Raw genomic sequence first — 15,436 nt, 5'->3', positions numbered from 1 at the left:
GTGGCTGCCCCTCCCCGCCAGCCCTCATGACTCCTTTCGCTGCATGAAGCATCGCGAACGCATCTCCCGTTACCGCCATCTGCGCGAACAGCCCCAGTGGAAGCTGCTCGCCGCCGACCACGCTCCGGAAATCATCGGCCTGCTGCAGGGGCTGTTGATGGACGGCGAGCGCACCCTGCCTTCGTCGGTGCTCAACGAGCGCCTGCAGCGTGCGCTGGATCAGCTCAATAGCGACGAACTGTCGCGCGAGCTGCCGCGTACCGCGCAGGCCTACATCGCGCACTGGCTGGCCCAGGGCTGGCTGGAACGCCGCCTGCCCGAGGGCGCCGACCAGGAGCAGTACGAGCTTTCGACCGCGGCGCTTCAGGCGATCCGCTTTGCCGACGGCCTCGAGCAGGCCCGTGTGGCCGCCACCGAGAGCCGGCTGGCGCTGGTCATCGAACAGCTCTCGCAGCTGGCCGCGCAGACCGAATCCGATCCGGACGCCCGCCTGTCGGCGCTGCGCGACGAGCGCGACCGGATCGACGCCGAGATCGCCCGTGTCGGCGCCGGCCGTGTGATCGCGCTGGACGGCAAGCGCGCGCTGGAACGTGCGCGCCAGATCATCGGCCTGGCCGACGAGCTGACCGAGGACTTCCGCCGCGTGCGCGACGACTTCGAGCAGCTCAACCGCGAGTTCCGCGAACGCATCATCGACGACGAGGGCGAGCGCGGCGATGTGCTGTCGCAGCTGTTCGAAGGCGTGGACGTGATTGGCGAAAGTGATGCCGGGCGTAGCTTCCAGGCCTTCTGGCGCCTGCTCAACGACGCCGAGCAGAGCGCCCAGCTCGATGCCGCGCTGGAAGCGGTGCTGGCGCGTGGCTTCGCCCGCCGCCTGGACCGCAACGAACGCAACTTCCTGCGCGGCTTCACCAGCACCATGCTCGAGCGCGGTGGCCAGGTGCACGATGTGCTGCAGAACTTCGCGCGCAGCCTGCGCGGCTTCGTGCAGAGCCGTGGCTATCTGGAACAGCGTCGCCTCAACCAGCTGCTCAAGCAGGCGCAGTCCGAAGCGCTCGCTCTGCGCGACGAGTTCCCCGCACAACGCGGCATCGGCCGCGACCTGCAGCTGACCACCAGCCGCCTGCGCTCGTGGTCGCAATGGAAACTGCACGATCCGCGCAGCGCCCAGGTCGATGGCAACGTCGAATACAACGACGCAGCCGCGATCAGCCTGGAAAGCGTTGGCGATCTGGTCGCTTCGTCCGAAATCGACTTCCGTACCCTGCGCCGCGACCTGCACGACCTGCTCGATGCACAGCCGCGGCTCAGCATCGCCCAGGCCCTTTCGCAGCGCGAAGCGCCGCAGGGTCTTGGCAGCGTCATCGGCTACCTGTCGCTGGGCACGCGCTTCGGCAACGTGATCGCCGGCGAGCAGGAGCTTGCGCAATGGCGTGGTGGCGACGGCCAGATCCGTCGCGCCCGCATCCCGCTGGTTTGGTTCACCCAGGAGAGACGCCATGAGCTGGCATGAAGATCCCATCGACGCACCGCAGGCCGACGTGGCGGAAGACGCCTACGAGGCCGAGCCGGTGGCGGCCGTGGCGCAGCCCCGCCGTGGCAACGACGTGTACTACCTCGGCGATACCGGGCGCCTGCCGCTGGATGCGCGCCGTGCGCTGTGCCAACTGCTGATCGGCCCCAGCATCGACCAGCTGCGCCACGCCAAGCTGTGGCCGGCGCTGATCCGCAGCGAGGCGGCCATCCGCTCGTCGCTGGCCGACCTGTTCCTGGAACTGGTGCTCGACCGCGACAGTGGCGTGGCGTTCACCCGCCAGGCCGATACCGAAGACGTCGATGCGCCGGTGCTGCTGCGCACCTCGCCGCTGACCTTCATCGACTCGGTGCTGCTGCTGTACCTGCGCCAGCAGCTGGCCGAGGCCGATGCGCGCGGCAACCGCGCGGTGGTCGCCGACGCCGAGATGGCCGAAGCGCTGGCCATCTACGAAAAGAACCTGTCCACCGACCGCGCCGGCTTCAACCGTCGCGTCGCATCGGCGGTGCAGAAGATGAAGGACAACCACATCCTGACCCGCCTCAGCGGCCAGGAAGACCGCCACGAAGTCTCGCCGGCGCTGAAGCTGCTGTTCTCCGCCGAAGACGTGTCCCAGCTTTCGGCGGTCTACCGCCAGCTGCGTGAAACCCCGGCCGCCGAGGCCTGAGAGACCCGACCATCGCATGGCTATCTCCAAGCACACTCCCGCCCTGTTCAACGAAGGCCTGCCGGACCCGCGCCTGCAGCAGTTCCGCATGCGCCGCCTGCAGGTGCACAACTGGGGCACCTTCAACGGCCTGACCGAAGTACCGATCGCCGAGCGCGGCTTCCTGTTCGTCGGCCGCTCCGGCTCGGGCAAGTCGACCCTGCTCGATGCCATGTCCGCGCTGCTGACGCCACCGGCCATCGTCGACTTCAACGCCGCTGCACGTGAAGCCGAGCGCAGTGGCCGCGACCGCAACCTGGTGTCCTACGTGCGCGGCGCGTGGGCCGACCAGCAGGACAGCGGCACCGGCGAAATCGCCACCCAGTACCTGCGCAAGGGCGCGACCTGGACCGCGCTGGTGCTGGAATACCGCGCCGGCGATGGCCGCGTGGTCAGCCTGGTGCGCCTGCTTTGGATCTCCGGCAACGGCACCTCGGCCGGCGATGTGCGCAAGCATTACATGATCGCCGAGCGCCCGTTCGACATCGCCAAGGACCTCGGCGGCTTCGACCTGGACCTGCGCAAGCTGAAGCAGAAGCTGCCCGACCTGCACCACTTCGACACGTTCTCCGGCTACGCCGAGCGTTTCCGCGACCTGCTCGGCATCGACAACGAGATGGCGCTGCGACTGCTGCACAAGACGCAGTCGGCGAAGAACCTGGGCGACCTCAACGTCTTCCTGCGCGACTTCATGCTCGACACGCCGAAGACCTTCGACGCCGCCGAGCGCCTGGTCAGCGACTTCGCCGAGCTTGATGGCGCGCACCAAGCGGTGGTCACTGCCCGCCGTCAGGTGGAAACCCTGTTGCCGGCGCGCGCCTACTACAACGATCTGAAGGAAATGCACCGCCGTCGTGGCGACGACGAAGCGCTGAAGCTCGGTGTTGACAGCTTCCGCGAAAGCCGGCGCCAAGCGCTGATCGAGGCGCGCCTGCGCGAGATGGACGTGCGTGACCGCGGCCTGCTTGGCGAAGAAGCCCAGCGCCGTGCCGCACTGGACAATCACACCGAGCGCCTGGCCGAACTGGAGCTGCAGCGCCGCCAGCAGGGCGGTGAGCGCATCGAGGAACTGGAACGCGAGCAGGGTCGTGCCGAAGCTGAGCGCGACCGCCGTCAGGCCAAGCGCGAGCAGGCACGCCAGGCGGCGCAGCAGCTGGGGGCCGAACTGCCGGACGACGCCCATGGCTTCGCCGAACTGGTCGAGCGCGCACAGAACGAGCTGCAGGACCGCCAGCGTGCCTCCTCGGCACTGGACGACGCGATCAGTGACCGCCTGGGCGGCAAGCGCGATGACGAGCGCCGCTTCGGCGAGGTCCGTGCCGAACTTGAAGCGATGCAGCGCACGCCCTCCAACATCCCGGCGCCGATGCAGAAGCTGCGCGCACGCCTGGCCGAGGAAACCGGCATCGCCGAGGCGGCACTGCCCTTCGTCGGCGAACTGATCCAGGTCCGCTCGGAAGAGCAGGGCTGGCAGGGTGCCATCGAGCGCGTGCTGGGTGGCTTCGCGCTGTCGCTGCTGGTCGACGACAAGCATTACAACGACGTCGCCGAATGGGTGAACCGTACCCACCTTGGCATGCGCTTCACCTACTACCGCGTGCGCCGCAACGATGATGCATTCGCCCGTGAGCCGTCGGCGAAGTCGCTGCTGCACAAGCTTGAACTGCGCGAGCATGTATTCGAAAGCTGGCTGCGCCGCGAGCTGGGCAAGCGCTTCGACTACGAATGCGTGGATGCCAGGCAGCTGCGCAACGTCGACCGCGGCATCACCCGCGAAGGCCAGGTCAAGCATCCCGGCGACCGTTTCGAGAAGGACGACCGCAGTGCGGTGGGCGACCGCCGTCGCTGGATCCTCGGCTTCAACAACCACGACAAGGTGGGCGCCTTCGAGCGCGAAGCACAGGAACTGGCCAAGCGCATCGCCAGCTGCGAGACCGACATCGCGCGCCTGCGCGGGCAGCGTGATCGCGACAACGAACGCCGCCTGGCATGCCACGAGCTGGTCAGCATCAGCTGGAACGAGATCGACATCGCCGCTCCGCAGCAGCGCCTGAGCGATATCGAAGCCACCCTGCGCGACCTGCGTGAAGGCAACGCCGATCTCGCCAAGCTGGCCAAGCAGATCGACGCCGTGCGCGCCGACATCGAGCAGTCCCGCCGCACCTATGAAGACGTCCGCGTCGAGCGCGGCCAGCTGGTCAAGGAACGTGATCGCCTTGACCGCGCACGCCAGCAGAGCCGCGCACTGGTGCTGCCGAGCCTGGCCCAGGAGCAGGAAGCCGGCCTCGCCGAGCGCCTGCAGGAACAGGGGCCGCTCAGCCTGGAAACGCTCGAAGCGCACATGCGCCAGGTCAGCAACGCGCTGAACGAGCAGTTGTCGTCCTCGCAGCAGGACCTCAACCGCATCGAGAACCAGCTGATCGGCTGCTTCCGTCGCTTCATCCAGCAGTGGCCGGAGGAGTCGGGCGACTTCACCGTGTCGGTGGCCTCGGCCGAGGACTTCCTCGCACGCCTCGAACGGCTGGAACGCGACGGCCTGCCACAGCACGAAGAGCGCTTCTTCGACCTGCTGCAGAACCAGAGCAAGAACAACCTGCTGGCCCTGCAGCGCCACAGCGCAGAGGCCCGCAAGTCGATCGGCCAGCGCCTGGACGAGGTGAACGCCAGCCTGGAGCAGGTGCCGTTCAACCGTGGCACGCTGCTGACCATCGAACTGAGCGACCGCCGCCTGCCGGAGGTCGCTGAGTTCCACCTGCAGCTGCGCGAGGTGCTGTCGCAGCAGCAGACCGAGCAGCGCGAGCTGGCCGAGTCGCAGTTCACCGTGCTGCGCCAGCTGGTCAACCGCCTCGGCTCGCAGGAAGGCGAGGACAAGCGCTGGCGCGAGCTGGTGCTGGACGTGCGCATGCACGTGGAGTTCATCGGCGTCGAGCTGGATGCGGAAACGCGCCAGCAGGTCGAGATCTACCGCAGCGGCGCCGGCAAGTCCGGTGGCCAGCGCCAGAAGCTGGCCACTACCTGCCTGGCGGCTGCGCTGCGCTACCAGCTCGGCGGCGCCGACAGCCAGCTGCCCAGCTACGCCGCGGTCGTGCTCGACGAGGCCTTCGACAAGGCCGACAACGAGTTCACCGCACTGGCAATGAACATCTTCGACAACTTCGGCTTCCAGATGGTGGTTGCCACCCCGCTGAAGTCGGTGATGACGCTGGAACCGTTCATCGGCGGCGCCTGCTTCGTCGAAATCAGCGGCCGTCACGACTCCGGCGTGCTGCTGATCGAGTACGACGAAGAGGGCAAGCGCCTGAAGCTGCCCGAGCGCAGCCGCCAGCAGGCCAACGAACCGGAAGAAGCCGAGGCCTGACCCGGCCGATTGAAGGGGAATGCCGGCCAGCGGCCGGCAACCGCATTCACGAACCGCGGAACGTATCCCACGCCATCCGCGCGATCAGCACCACCACCAGCCCCACGAACAGCTTGCGGATGAACGGCGTGCCGCCCTTCAGCGCCAGGCGCGTGCCCACCACCGAGCCGATGATGTTGGCTGTGGCCATCGGCAGCGCAAACAACCACAGGATGTTGCCGGTCGGCACGAAGAACGAGATCGCCGCCACGTTGGTCGCCAGGTTCACCACCTTCGACGCCGCCGAGGCGCGCAGGAAATCCAGGCCGAAGAAGCGCACGAACAGGAAGATCAGGAAGCTGCCGGTGCCCGGCCCGAAGAAGCCGTCGTAGAAGCCGATCGCCGCACCGATCGCCAGCGCGATCACCAGTTCACGGCGGCCGATCTCCTGGGGCCGGTGCAACGCGCCGAAGTCCTTCTTCCACAGCGTGTAGGCCAGCATCGCGATCAGCAGCACCAGCACCAGTGGGCGCACCGCGTCCTTGGGCAGCAGGCTTACCGCAGTGGCCCCGGCGAAGGAGAAGATGAAGGCCGTGCCGGCCGCGAACAGTACCGGTTTCCACGGGAAGCGCACATTGCGCGCATAGCGCCACGCAGCCGCACCGGTACCGAACATCGAACTGAACTTGTTGGTACCAAACAGCATCGCCGGCGTCTGCTGCGGCAGCACCGTGAACAGGCCGGGCAGCTGCACCAGGCCACCGCCACCCACGGCGGCATCCACAAGACCGGCGATGAAGGCGATCACCACCAGCCACCACAACTCAGGGGGAACCAGATCCAGCACGGCGATCAATCAAGGTGGGGGCGCGACAGCATACGCCTGTCCTGCTCCAGGTGACTCCCGCCGCGCGTGCATCAATCCCTGCAACCCGGCGACAATGCCGGCATGAGCCGAAAATCCGCCGATCCCTGCCCCTGTGGCCTTCCCGCCGACTATGCCGCCTGCTGTGGTCGTTTTCATGCCGGTGAAGCCGCGCCCGATGCCGAGCACCTGATGCGTTCGCGCTACAGCGCGTATGTGCGGGGCCTGGCCGACTACCTGCGCCACACCTGGCATCCGGATACGCGTCCGGCCGAGTTGTCGCTGGGCGTTGCGCCAGGCCAGCGCACCCATTGGCTGGGCCTGACCGTGCACGACCACGCGGTCACCGGCGCAGACAGTGCTGAAGTGCGCTTCACCGCGCGCTACCGCATCGGCGGCGGCAGCGCGGTGAGAATGACCGAGCACAGCCGATTCCGGCGCATCGACGGCCGCTGGTATTACCTCGACGCGGTCTGAGCCCTACGCACTGGATGCAGCCAGCAGGCGCTGGCCGCCGTGCGCGCGGACCTGGTTGCGACCTCCGTCCTTGGCCATGTACAGCGCCTGGTCGGCGGCCTTGAGCACTGCCGTCGGTCGCGGATCCACGCGGCTGTCGGCCAGCCCGATACTGACCGTCACCTGCACCACCTGGCCGGTGCCGCCGCGTCCGCGCTGCTGACGGCCAGCTTCGTCGTCACGGCTGCGGGTGCTGCGGTCGCGCAGTTGCATGCGGGTGTCCTCGATGCTCTGCCGCAGTGCTTCGACGGCCTCGATGCAGGCCGCCGCTGGGCGGTCCAGGAACACCACCGCGAATTCCTCGCCGCCATAGCGGAACGCTCGGCCACCGTCGCCGACACGCGCCAGCCGCGACCCCACCAGGCGCAGCACGTCGTCGCCGGTATCGTGGCCGTGGGTGTCGTTGAACGACTTGAAGTGGTCCACGTCCACCATCGCGATGCTGTAGGTGCCGCGCGCCCGCTGCAGGGTCTCGTTGAACGCCCTTCGCCCGGGCAGGCCGGTCAGCTCATCGCGGAAGGCCATGTGGAAGGATTCCTGCAGCATCGCGCCCAGCATCAGCAGCAGGGCGGCGCTGCTCAGCGCCGGCAGCAGTACCGGCTGCAGGAAGATCCGCGGCAACATCCACCACAGGCACAGCAGGGCCAGCAGCATCGCCGTGTGCAGTGGCCGCGGATGCCGCCACGCCTGCCAGCCCAGCGCTGCGCTCGCCAGCAGGAACAGCAGCGCCGGCAGCTGCGCCAGCGCATTCCAGTCGGCGGGAATCCAGGCCCAGTGACGGCTCGACAGCAGATCGTGCATGCCCTGCGGCTGTTGTGCCGCAAGCAGCAGGAAGATCACCAGGGCCGCGCCGCAGACCACGCTGCGCAGCAGCAGGTCCTGGCGTCGGCGTCCGCGTTCCGGCCACACTGCCAGCCCGGCAAACAGCAGCGGCACCCAGGCCGAGATTGCGTGGAAGCGCAACGGAGTCAAGGCGTCGACATGGCCGCTGCGCAGGTAGCCCCCGACGTCCCGGTGCAGCAGGGCGAACACCACCGCCACGACCAGCAGCAGGCACAACGTGCGTATCTGGTGGTAGAGCAGGGCCAGGCCCGCGCCGAGGCAGGCCAGCAGCCAGGGCAGGATGCGTTGGGCGGGGCTGGCCACATCCTCGGTGCCCAGTGCCATCCACAGCACCAGGACGACCAGCACGGCGGGCAGCACGAACAGGTAATGCGCAGGCTGGCGGAGTGGATGCAGGGGCACGCAGGAAGTCCAGTGCGGTGACGATGCGGCCGCAACACTGCCGTTAGCGGCGTCCTCACCCGCTTCTTGAACACGCGCTTCTTGAAAAGGTACGCCCGCAACCATGTGAATGGGGCAGTGTGCCGCCATGACGTCGCACTCACTGCACTGCGCCGATGCTGTAGGCATGGACAGCGTACCCACCGCCGTCGCTGCCCCGCAGCACGACCTCGCCCACCACTTCGCACGTGTTCGTGCCCGCAGCCTGCAGTTGGCCGCACCGCTCAGTGCAGAGGACGCCATGCTGCAGAGCATGGCCGACGCCAGTCCCAGCAAGTGGCACCTGGCCCACACCACCTGGTTCTTCGAACGCTTCGTGCTGGCAGGATTCGCCAGTGCGCCGGCGCGTGATCCAGCCTGGGACTATCTTTTCAACAGCTACTACAAAAGCATCGGTCCGGCGCACGCGCGGCCGCAACGCGGTCTGTTGTCGCGGCCCTCGCTGCAGCAGGTGCGCGACTACCGCCAGCAGGTCGATGCACAGGTGCAATCGCGACTGGCGGCAGGCGACCTTGATGAGCAGGCGCTGCAGCACCTGCAGTTGGGCCTGCAGCACGAACAGCAGCACCAGGAACTGCTGTTGACCGACATCAAGCATGCGTTCTGGTGCAATCCGTTGCAGCCAGCCTACCGTGATGACCTGCAGCCTGCCACCAGCGCTGCCAGTGCGCAGGGCTGGATCGAATCACCCGAACGCATCATTACCATTGGCGCCGCAGCCTGGCCGCAGCACACCGCCTTCGCCTACGACAACGAATCGCCGCCGCACCGCGTGCTGCTGGCTGCACACGCACTGGCAGAGCGTCCCGTCAGCAATGGCGAGTACCTCGTCTTCATCGAGGCTGGCGGCTACCGCGAGCCGCGCTGGTGGCTGAGCGAAGGCTGGGCGTTGCGCGAAGCCGAGGGCTGGCAGCACCCGCTGTACTGGGACGATGCCCTGCAGCGCGAGTACACCCTCGGCGGTTGGCGAGAACTGGACCCGCATGCGCCGGTCTGCCATCTCAGCTATTACGAGGCCGATGCCTGCGCCCGCTGGGCTGGTGCGCGCCTGCCCAGCGAGTTCGAGTGGGAAGCCGCCGCTGCGTCGCAGCCCCTGCGTGGCCATTTTGCCGACGACGATCAGCTGCACCCTCGGGCGGGGCAGGGCAGTGGGCTGCGGCAGCTGTTCGGCGATGTATGGGAATGGACCCACAGCGCGTATGGCGCCTATCCGGGCTTTCGCCCTTTTGCCGGCAACCTCGGTGAATACAACGGCAAGTTCATGTGCGGGCAATGGGTGCTGCGCGGTGGCAGCTGCGCCACGCCGCGTGGCCACGTGCGTGCCAGCTACCGCAACTTCTTCATGCCCCCGGCGCGTTGGCAGTTCTCCGGGCTGCGCCTAGCCAGGGATCTCGCATGAGTACGGTGCAGGACGCGCTGCAGGCGCTGACCGATCTCACTCCCGGCCGCCAGCAGATCCTTGCCGACGTGGTGGCCGGGCTGTTGCGCACGCCCCGCCAGCTGCCGTCCAAGTACTTCTACGATGCACGCGGCTCGCGCCTGTTCGAGCAGATCACGCATACTCCCGAGTACTACCCCACGTGTACCGAGCTGGCCCTGCTTTCACGGGTACTGCCGGACATCGCCCGAAGCGTCGGGCCGCACCTGCACGTGGTGGAGCTGGGCAGCGGCAGTGGCCGCAAGACCGCGTTGCTGCTGGCCGCCCTGCACGACCCGGTGGCCTACACGCCGATTGAAATCTCGCGTGCCGCGCTGCTGTCCAGCATCGACCATCTGGCCCCGGCGCTGCCCGAGGTGGAGATGCTGCCGGTCTGTGCCGACTTTACCCGTCCCGTCGCCGTACCCATGCCCGAACGCGAACCCGCGCGACGGCTGCTGTTCTTCCCGGGTTCCACGCTGGGCAACTTTGAAGGCGAGGACGCGGTCGCGCTGCTGCGCGCGATGCGCCAGACCATGGGGCGTGATGGCCTGGCCCTGGTCGGCATCGACCTGCACAAGGACCCGGCGTTGATCGAGGCGGCCTACAACGATGCGCAGGGCGTCACCGCCGCATTCACCCTCAACCTGCTGGCCCGCCTGAACCGCGAAATCGGCAGCGACTTCGATCTCGATGGCTTCCGTCATCGTGCACGCTACAGCTCTGCGCGGTTGCGCATCGAGACCGATCTGGTCAGCCAGCGGGCACAGGACGTCCACCTGGATGGCCGCATTTTCCACTTCGCCGCCGGTGAACCCATCCGCGTCGAGTACAGCCACAAGTACACCGATGACAGCTTCGACGCGCTGTTGCGGCAGGCGGGCCTGCAGGTGGCGCAGCGATGGGATGCCGAAAGCCCCGCCTATGGCCTGCGCTTGCTGCGGCGCGCCTGAGGTGGTGGCCAGCCGGTGCCCCTTCAGGTTCGGCGGCATCGCTACCCCTAAGATGGCCGTGCAACGGCAACACGGAGGACGCCATGCCTGTTCTGACCACGCTCGGCCTGGCGGCCGCCCTTGCGTCGAACCCGACGCTGCCTGCGGCTTCGGCCGCCAGCACCGATCCGGCGTTCAGCCGCTGCTTGGCGGGCCTGCAGGCCACCGCCGCGACCCAGGGCATCGGCGCCGACCGCTTCAACGAGATCACCGCCGGGCTCACCCCGGACCCCAGCGTGCTCGGCCTGCTCGATGCACAGCCCGAATTCACCACGCCGATCTGGGACTATCTGGCCGCGCTGGTTGATCGCCAACGCGTCGCTGATGGTCGCGCCCTGCTGCAGCAGCACCGCGACCTGCTCGATCGCGTGTCGGCCCAGTATGGCGTCGATCCGGCCACCATCGTCGCGGTCTGGGGCGTGGAGAGCGACTACGGCCGCGTGTTCGGCAAGCGCCCGCTGCTGCAGTCATTGGCCACGCTGTCGTGCGCCGGCCGCCGCCAACCTTTCTTCCGCGGTGAGCTGCTGGCGCTGCTCACGCTGATCGACCGCGGCGACCTGCAGGCACAGGGGCTCACCGGCTCCTGGGCCGGTGCCTTCGGGCACACCCAGTTCATGCCCAGCACCTATGCACGCATCGCCGTGGATGGTGATGGCGATGGCCGCCGCGATCTGGTCGGCAGCATTCCCGATGCACTGGCCTCCACCGCCAACTATCTCAAGCGTGCCGGTTGGCGCAGTGGCGAACCATGGGGCATGGAGGTGCGTGTGCCCGCCGGCTTCAACGCCAGCCAGGCCGGCCGCACCCAGCGTCGCGCCCTGGCCGACTGGCGCGCGCAGGGCGTGACCGCGCTGGATGGCAGCGCGTTGGCTCCGGCCAACCTGCCGGCGGATGCGCGCGCCGCCCTGCTGCTGCCGGCCGGCAACAAGGGCCCGGCGCTGCTGGTGTTCCGCAACTACGACGCGATCTACAGCTACAACGCTGCCGAAAGCTATGCGCTGGCGATCGCGACGCTGGCCGACGAGTTGCGGGGCGGCAACGGGTTGGCTACCGCCTGGCCGACCGACGATCCAGGCCTGGGCCGCGATGAGCGCCGCCAGCTGCAGACCCTGCTGCTGGCCCGCGGCCACGACATCGGTGCTGCCGACGGCATGATCGGTACCGCCACGCGCCGCGCGATCCAGGCCGAGCAGCAGCGCCTGGGCTGGGCCAACGCAGATGGGCGCGCGGGACAGCGTATCCTTCGCACTCTGCAGAACACGCCGCGCACTGCGCCGGTGCCCACGCGTTTCATGCTTCCCAGCAACTACAGTGCCGTGCAATCGCCGGCCATACGGAGTCGATCCCACGTGCAGCAGATCCAGGGTGTACGCAGCGGGCAGTACCAAGGGCTCGATGCCTGGCTGGTGGAAACCGCCGACGCCAGCGCGGCCGTCAGTGTGTTTGGCGGCCAGCTGCTTTCCTTCGTGCCCAAGGGCCAGCCGGATCTGATGTGGCTGTCCCCCCGGCGCGCCGAACTGCCCACGCCGATCCGCGGAGGCAGCCCCGTCTGCTGGCCGTACTTCGGCCGCCAGGGCCAGGGCAACGACGTGCCCGCCCACGGTTTCGTGCGTACCGTGCCGTGGGAACTGCAACAGGCCCGTCGCCTGGACGACGGCAGCATCGAGCTCACGCTGGCACCCCCGGTGCTGCAGAGCCTGGACCTGCGGCTGCGGATGACTGTGCGCGTAGGCCGCCAGTTGACCCAGCGACTGATCACCGAGAACGTCGGCAGTTCCCATGCCAGCATCACCCAGGCGCTGCACAACTATTTCCGCGTGGGTGATGCCAGCGCGGTGGAGGTGGACGGCGTGGACGGGCTGGACTATCTGGACAAGTTCGAGAACTATGCGACGCCGCGTCGGCAGCAGGGCGCCTGGACGTTGCGCGATCCCCGTGATCCCGGGCGCAGCGATCGCATCTACACGCAGGCCAAGGGTCACTATGTCCTGCGCGATCCGGTGCTGAAACGCCGCATCGACATCCGTACGGAAGGAAGTCGCTCGCTGGTGGCGTGGAATCCCGGTGCCGAGGCTGCAGCGAAGATGGCAGATGTGGGTGAGGGCTGGCGCGACTACGTCTGCCTGGAAGCGGCCAACGCCGGGCCCGACGTGGTGACCCTGCCGCCGGGTGGCAGCCATGTGCTGTCTCAGACATTGTCAGCGGCACCGTGGACACCGGTCACCCGGTAACGAATCAACGCAGCAAGGACGTTTTCATGCAGGAAGCACAGTGGTGGTACGCCAACAGCAGGCAGAGCGAAGGACCGGTGGACCTGGCCGCCCTGCGTCGCCTGCAGCAGGACGGCACGGTGACGGCACGCACGCTGCTGTGGCGCGAAGGCATGCCCTCGTGGCGCCCCTTGGCGGAGCTGGAACAGGATTCAACGCCCATCGAGATGGCGCCGGCTCCGGATATCGACACAGCCCCACCGGTTGAGGTCGTTGCGCAAAGTGTCGGCGATCCGTCCGATCCGTATCGAGTGCCCGCCGCTGCACCGGATACCGCTGCCGCCGCGGGGCTGGAGGGCGAGATGGCCTTGTACGCCAGCGTGGTCGGCGGCAACTTCCCGATCTATCGCCAGCGCTGGCGGCTGGATCAGGGCATTGCCACGGCCAGTGGCACTTGGCACTGGCCGGCCTTCCTGCTCGGCCCGATCTGGATGATGTACCGCAGGATGTACCGCCTGGCGGCAATGTGGGTCGGCCTGCTACTGCTGATCAGCGTGGTGGAAACCTTGCTGGATGTGCCCGAAGGCGTGTCGCTGGTCATCACCATCGCGCTCAGCGTCACCACCGGCACCTTTGGCAACACCTGGTACCTGGCACACTGCCAGCGCCTGATCGCCCAGGCCCGTGCCGTCAGCGGCGGCGATGACGCACGGCTGCGCAGCGAACTGACCGCACGCGGCGGCACCAGCGTGGTCGCCACACTCGTCGCCATCGTCATCTCGGTAGTGTTGAGCACCGTCGGCGCCGCAGTGGCGGGGTAGGGCAGGTCAGCGGCCCTGATGGGGCCGCAGCACCAGCAGGCACAGCGCACCGGCCACCAGCCCCCAGAACGCCGAGCCGATGCCGGCCAGGGAGACGCCCGAGGCGGTGACCAGGAAGGTGACCAGTGCCGCCTCGCGGTCCCGCTCTACCGCCAGCGCACTGGCCAGGCTGTTGCCGATGGTGCCGAACAGGGCGATACCGGCCACGCAGGCCACCAGCTCCTTGGGGAAGGCCGCGAACAGTGCGGCCACCGTGGCGCCGAACAGCCCGACGACAATGTAGAAGGCACCGGCCGCCATCGCCGCGGTATAGCGGCGTGCCGGATCCTCATGTGCATCACGGCCCATGCAGATCGCGGCGGTGATCGCGGCCAGGTTCAGCGCGTACGCACCGAACGGCGCCAGTAGTGTATTGACCACACCGATCCAGCCGATCAGCGGTGACACCGGGGCGTCGTAGCCGGATGCGCGCATCACCGCCACGCCGGGAATGTTCTGCGAGGCCATGGTGACCACGAACAGGGGCAGGGCGATGCCGGCCACGGCGGTCCATGACAGGGAGGGCGTCACCCACTGCGGGATCGCCAGCTGCAGATGCACCTGCTGGGCGTGCAGCAGGCCGTGGCTCGCGGCGACGGCGATGCCGACCAGCAACGTGGCGATCACCGCATAGCGCGGGAACAGCCTGCGCCCGGCCAGCCAGGTGGTGAACATCGCCAGTGCCAGCACCAGCTGGGTATTCATGGCCACGAACACATCCAGCCCGAAGCGCAGCAGGACACCGGCCAGCATGCCGGCGGCCAGCGCCATCGGCACCCGTTGCATCAGTCGGGCGAAGATGCCCGAAAAGCCCGCCAGCAAGCTGAGTACGGCGGCCAGCAGGAATGCGCCCGTGGCCTCGGCGAGCGACGCGCCGCCGGCACCCACCACCAGCATCGCCGCGCCCGGGGTCGACCACGCCGTCACCACCGGCACGCGATAGCGCAGTGACAGGCCAATGCAGGTCACGCCCATGCCCAGCCCCAGCGCCCACATCCAGGAGGCGATCTGCGCCTGGTTGGCGCCGACGGCCTGTGCCGCCTGGAACACGATCACGGCTGAGCTGGCGAAGCCGACCAGCACCGTAATGAAGCCAGCGACGATGGCTGGCATCGAAAGATCGCGCCACCATGCGCGCCGCACCTGCATGCTCATTGCTCTGTCTCCACTGTGCATCCCTGCATTGTGCATCCCTGCATTGATAGGGGTTGCGGCGTTGACCGCGCAACGCGCGGGCAACGCCGCAGTGATCTTCGAGCGTACGTCATGCGTGATGTCGCGATGCTTCTGTCATCACCGTGCAAAAAAAGCCTTGACGAAATCTGCAGGATCTCTAGAATTCGCCCCCTTGCTGCAGCGCATCGCTTCTCCGGAAACGACACGCGAACAGCGACGCCACCACCGACGAACGAGTTGATCGAACGAAGGTGTTGACGGACTCGAAAAGTCCGGCATAATAGGCGGCTCGCAACGACGAAAGGCCCTCGGGCCCAACGACGAAGCAGCATCGGCAACAACGTCCACTCCGGTGAGACGACCTTGAAAAAAGGTGTTGACGAAGCAGAAAAGCCGGCTATAATGGGCGGCTCGCTACGAAGGAAACTTCGCAGCACACGGGAGCGGCGCTGAGGCCACTTCCCCGGATCTTTGAAAGTATGCGCAGGTATCTTGTGAAGGCGCCTGCAGGAAGGATGATTGTCCATCTTGCAGACGTT

General features: G+C 67.6%; 11 protein-coding genes. 8 read left to right on the top strand and 3 right to left on the bottom strand.

The features are described 5' to 3' along the window. Positions 1-43 precede the first annotated feature (43 nt). The 3 genes from ACM0O9_RS10175 to ACM0O9_RS10165 are packed head-to-tail and all read left to right on the top strand — an operon-like array spanning position 44 to position 5,598. A complete protein-coding gene (locus tag ACM0O9_RS10175; protein ID WP_053496749.1) occupies positions 44-1,513 on the top strand; it encodes a DUF3375 domain-containing protein in 1,470 nt (489 codons plus the stop codon). After that, the gene (locus ACM0O9_RS10170) at positions 1,500-2,201 is read left to right on the top strand and encodes a DUF4194 domain-containing protein (protein ID WP_005421303.1); all 702 of its coding nucleotides are present in this window, start codon (positions 1,500-1,502) and stop codon (positions 2,199-2,201) included. The genes ACM0O9_RS10175 and ACM0O9_RS10170 overlap by 14 nt, the downstream gene beginning before the upstream one ends. A gap of 16 nt (positions 2,202-2,217) precedes the next feature. Then, entirely contained in the window at positions 2,218-5,598 is a 3,381-nt protein-coding gene (locus ACM0O9_RS10165) for an ATP-binding protein (protein WP_005421304.1), read from the top strand. A 46-nt stretch (positions 5,599-5,644) separates the two neighbouring features. Here the strand turns inward: ACM0O9_RS10165 and ACM0O9_RS10160 are convergent, their stop codons facing one another. Further along, positions 5,645-6,424: a sulfite exporter TauE/SafE family protein gene (locus ACM0O9_RS10160; protein WP_053496761.1), complete on the bottom strand. Its 780-nt coding sequence runs from the start codon at positions 6,422-6,424 to the stop codon at positions 5,645-5,647. Between the two features lie 102 nt (positions 6,425-6,526). Between ACM0O9_RS10160 and ACM0O9_RS10155 the strand changes: the two genes are divergently transcribed. Beyond that, complete coding sequence (locus tag ACM0O9_RS10155) at positions 6,527-6,919, top strand: YchJ family metal-binding protein (RefSeq protein ID WP_235649655.1); 393 nt, start codon at positions 6,527-6,529, stop codon at positions 6,917-6,919. A gap of 3 nt (positions 6,920-6,922) precedes the next feature. Here the strand turns inward: ACM0O9_RS10155 and ACM0O9_RS10150 are convergent, their stop codons facing one another. After that, positions 6,923-8,203 (bottom strand): GGDEF domain-containing protein, encoded by a 1,281-nt coding sequence (locus ACM0O9_RS10150; RefSeq protein WP_053496752.1) that lies wholly within the window; start codon positions 8,201-8,203, stop codon positions 6,923-6,925. 166 nt (positions 8,204-8,369) lie between these two features. On the opposite strand from ACM0O9_RS10150, the gene egtB reads away from it, so the two are divergent. From egtB to ACM0O9_RS10130, 4 genes are all read left to right on the top strand, one after another. After that, positions 8,370-9,641 (top strand): ergothioneine biosynthesis protein EgtB, encoded by a 1,272-nt coding sequence (gene egtB, locus ACM0O9_RS10145; RefSeq protein WP_065186601.1) that lies wholly within the window; start codon positions 8,370-8,372, stop codon positions 9,639-9,641. Continuing rightward, the gene (gene egtD, locus ACM0O9_RS10140) at positions 9,638-10,612 is read left to right on the top strand and encodes an L-histidine N(alpha)-methyltransferase (protein ID WP_065186600.1); all 975 of its coding nucleotides are present in this window, start codon (positions 9,638-9,640) and stop codon (positions 10,610-10,612) included. Before egtB ends, egtD begins: the two co-directional genes overlap by 4 nt. Positions 10,613-10,695: 83 nt before the next feature. Further along, positions 10,696-12,882, top strand: coding sequence for a lytic murein transglycosylase (locus ACM0O9_RS10135; RefSeq protein ID WP_414604284.1), 2,187 nt, complete (start codon positions 10,696-10,698; stop codon positions 12,880-12,882). 26 nt (positions 12,883-12,908) lie between these two features. Further along, entirely contained in the window at positions 12,909-13,682 is a 774-nt protein-coding gene (locus ACM0O9_RS10130; RefSeq protein ID WP_414604285.1) for a DUF2628 domain-containing protein, read from the top strand. Positions 13,683-13,688: 6 nt separating this feature from the next. On the opposite strand, the gene ACM0O9_RS10125 is transcribed toward ACM0O9_RS10130, so the two are convergent. Beyond that, complete coding sequence (locus tag ACM0O9_RS10125) at positions 13,689-14,876, bottom strand: benzoate/H(+) symporter BenE family transporter (RefSeq protein ID WP_235649652.1); 1,188 nt, start codon at positions 14,874-14,876, stop codon at positions 13,689-13,691. Positions 14,877-15,436 lie beyond the last annotated feature (560 nt).

The sequence above is a fragment of the Stenotrophomonas sp. FR012 genome, assembly GCF_047520565.2.
In the GTDB taxonomy this organism is placed as follows: domain Bacteria; phylum Pseudomonadota; class Gammaproteobacteria; order Xanthomonadales; family Xanthomonadaceae; genus Stenotrophomonas; species Stenotrophomonas sepilia.
Note: the sequence above shows the minus strand (reverse complement) of the source record. Positions and strands in the feature narration are given on the sequence as shown.

What these genes read in the sequence shown, in the direction of transcription:
- ACM0O9_RS10175 (WP_053496749.1), top strand. Translation starts at nt 44, where the DNA reads ATGAAGCATCGCGAACGCATCTCCCGTTACCGCCATCTGCGCGAACAG.
- ACM0O9_RS10170 (WP_005421303.1), top strand. Translation starts at nt 1,500, where the DNA reads ATGAGCTGGCATGAAGATCCCATCGACGCACCGCAGGCCGACGTGGCG.
- ACM0O9_RS10165 (WP_005421304.1), top strand. Translation starts at nt 2,218, where the DNA reads ATGGCTATCTCCAAGCACACTCCCGCCCTGTTCAACGAAGGCCTGCCG.
- ACM0O9_RS10155 (WP_235649655.1), top strand. Translation starts at nt 6,527, where the DNA reads ATGAGCCGAAAATCCGCCGATCCCTGCCCCTGTGGCCTTCCCGCCGAC.
- egtB (WP_065186601.1), top strand. Translation starts at nt 8,370, where the DNA reads ATGGACAGCGTACCCACCGCCGTCGCTGCCCCGCAGCACGACCTCGCC.
- egtD (WP_065186600.1), top strand. Translation starts at nt 9,638, where the DNA reads ATGAGTACGGTGCAGGACGCGCTGCAGGCGCTGACCGATCTCACTCCC.
- ACM0O9_RS10135 (WP_414604284.1), top strand. Translation starts at nt 10,696, where the DNA reads ATGCCTGTTCTGACCACGCTCGGCCTGGCGGCCGCCCTTGCGTCGAAC.
- ACM0O9_RS10130 (WP_414604285.1), top strand. Translation starts at nt 12,909, where the DNA reads ATGCAGGAAGCACAGTGGTGGTACGCCAACAGCAGGCAGAGCGAAGGA.
- ACM0O9_RS10125 (WP_235649652.1), bottom strand. Translation starts at nt 14,876, where the DNA reads ATGAGCATGCAGGTGCGGCGCGCATGGTGGCGCGATCTTTCGATGCCA.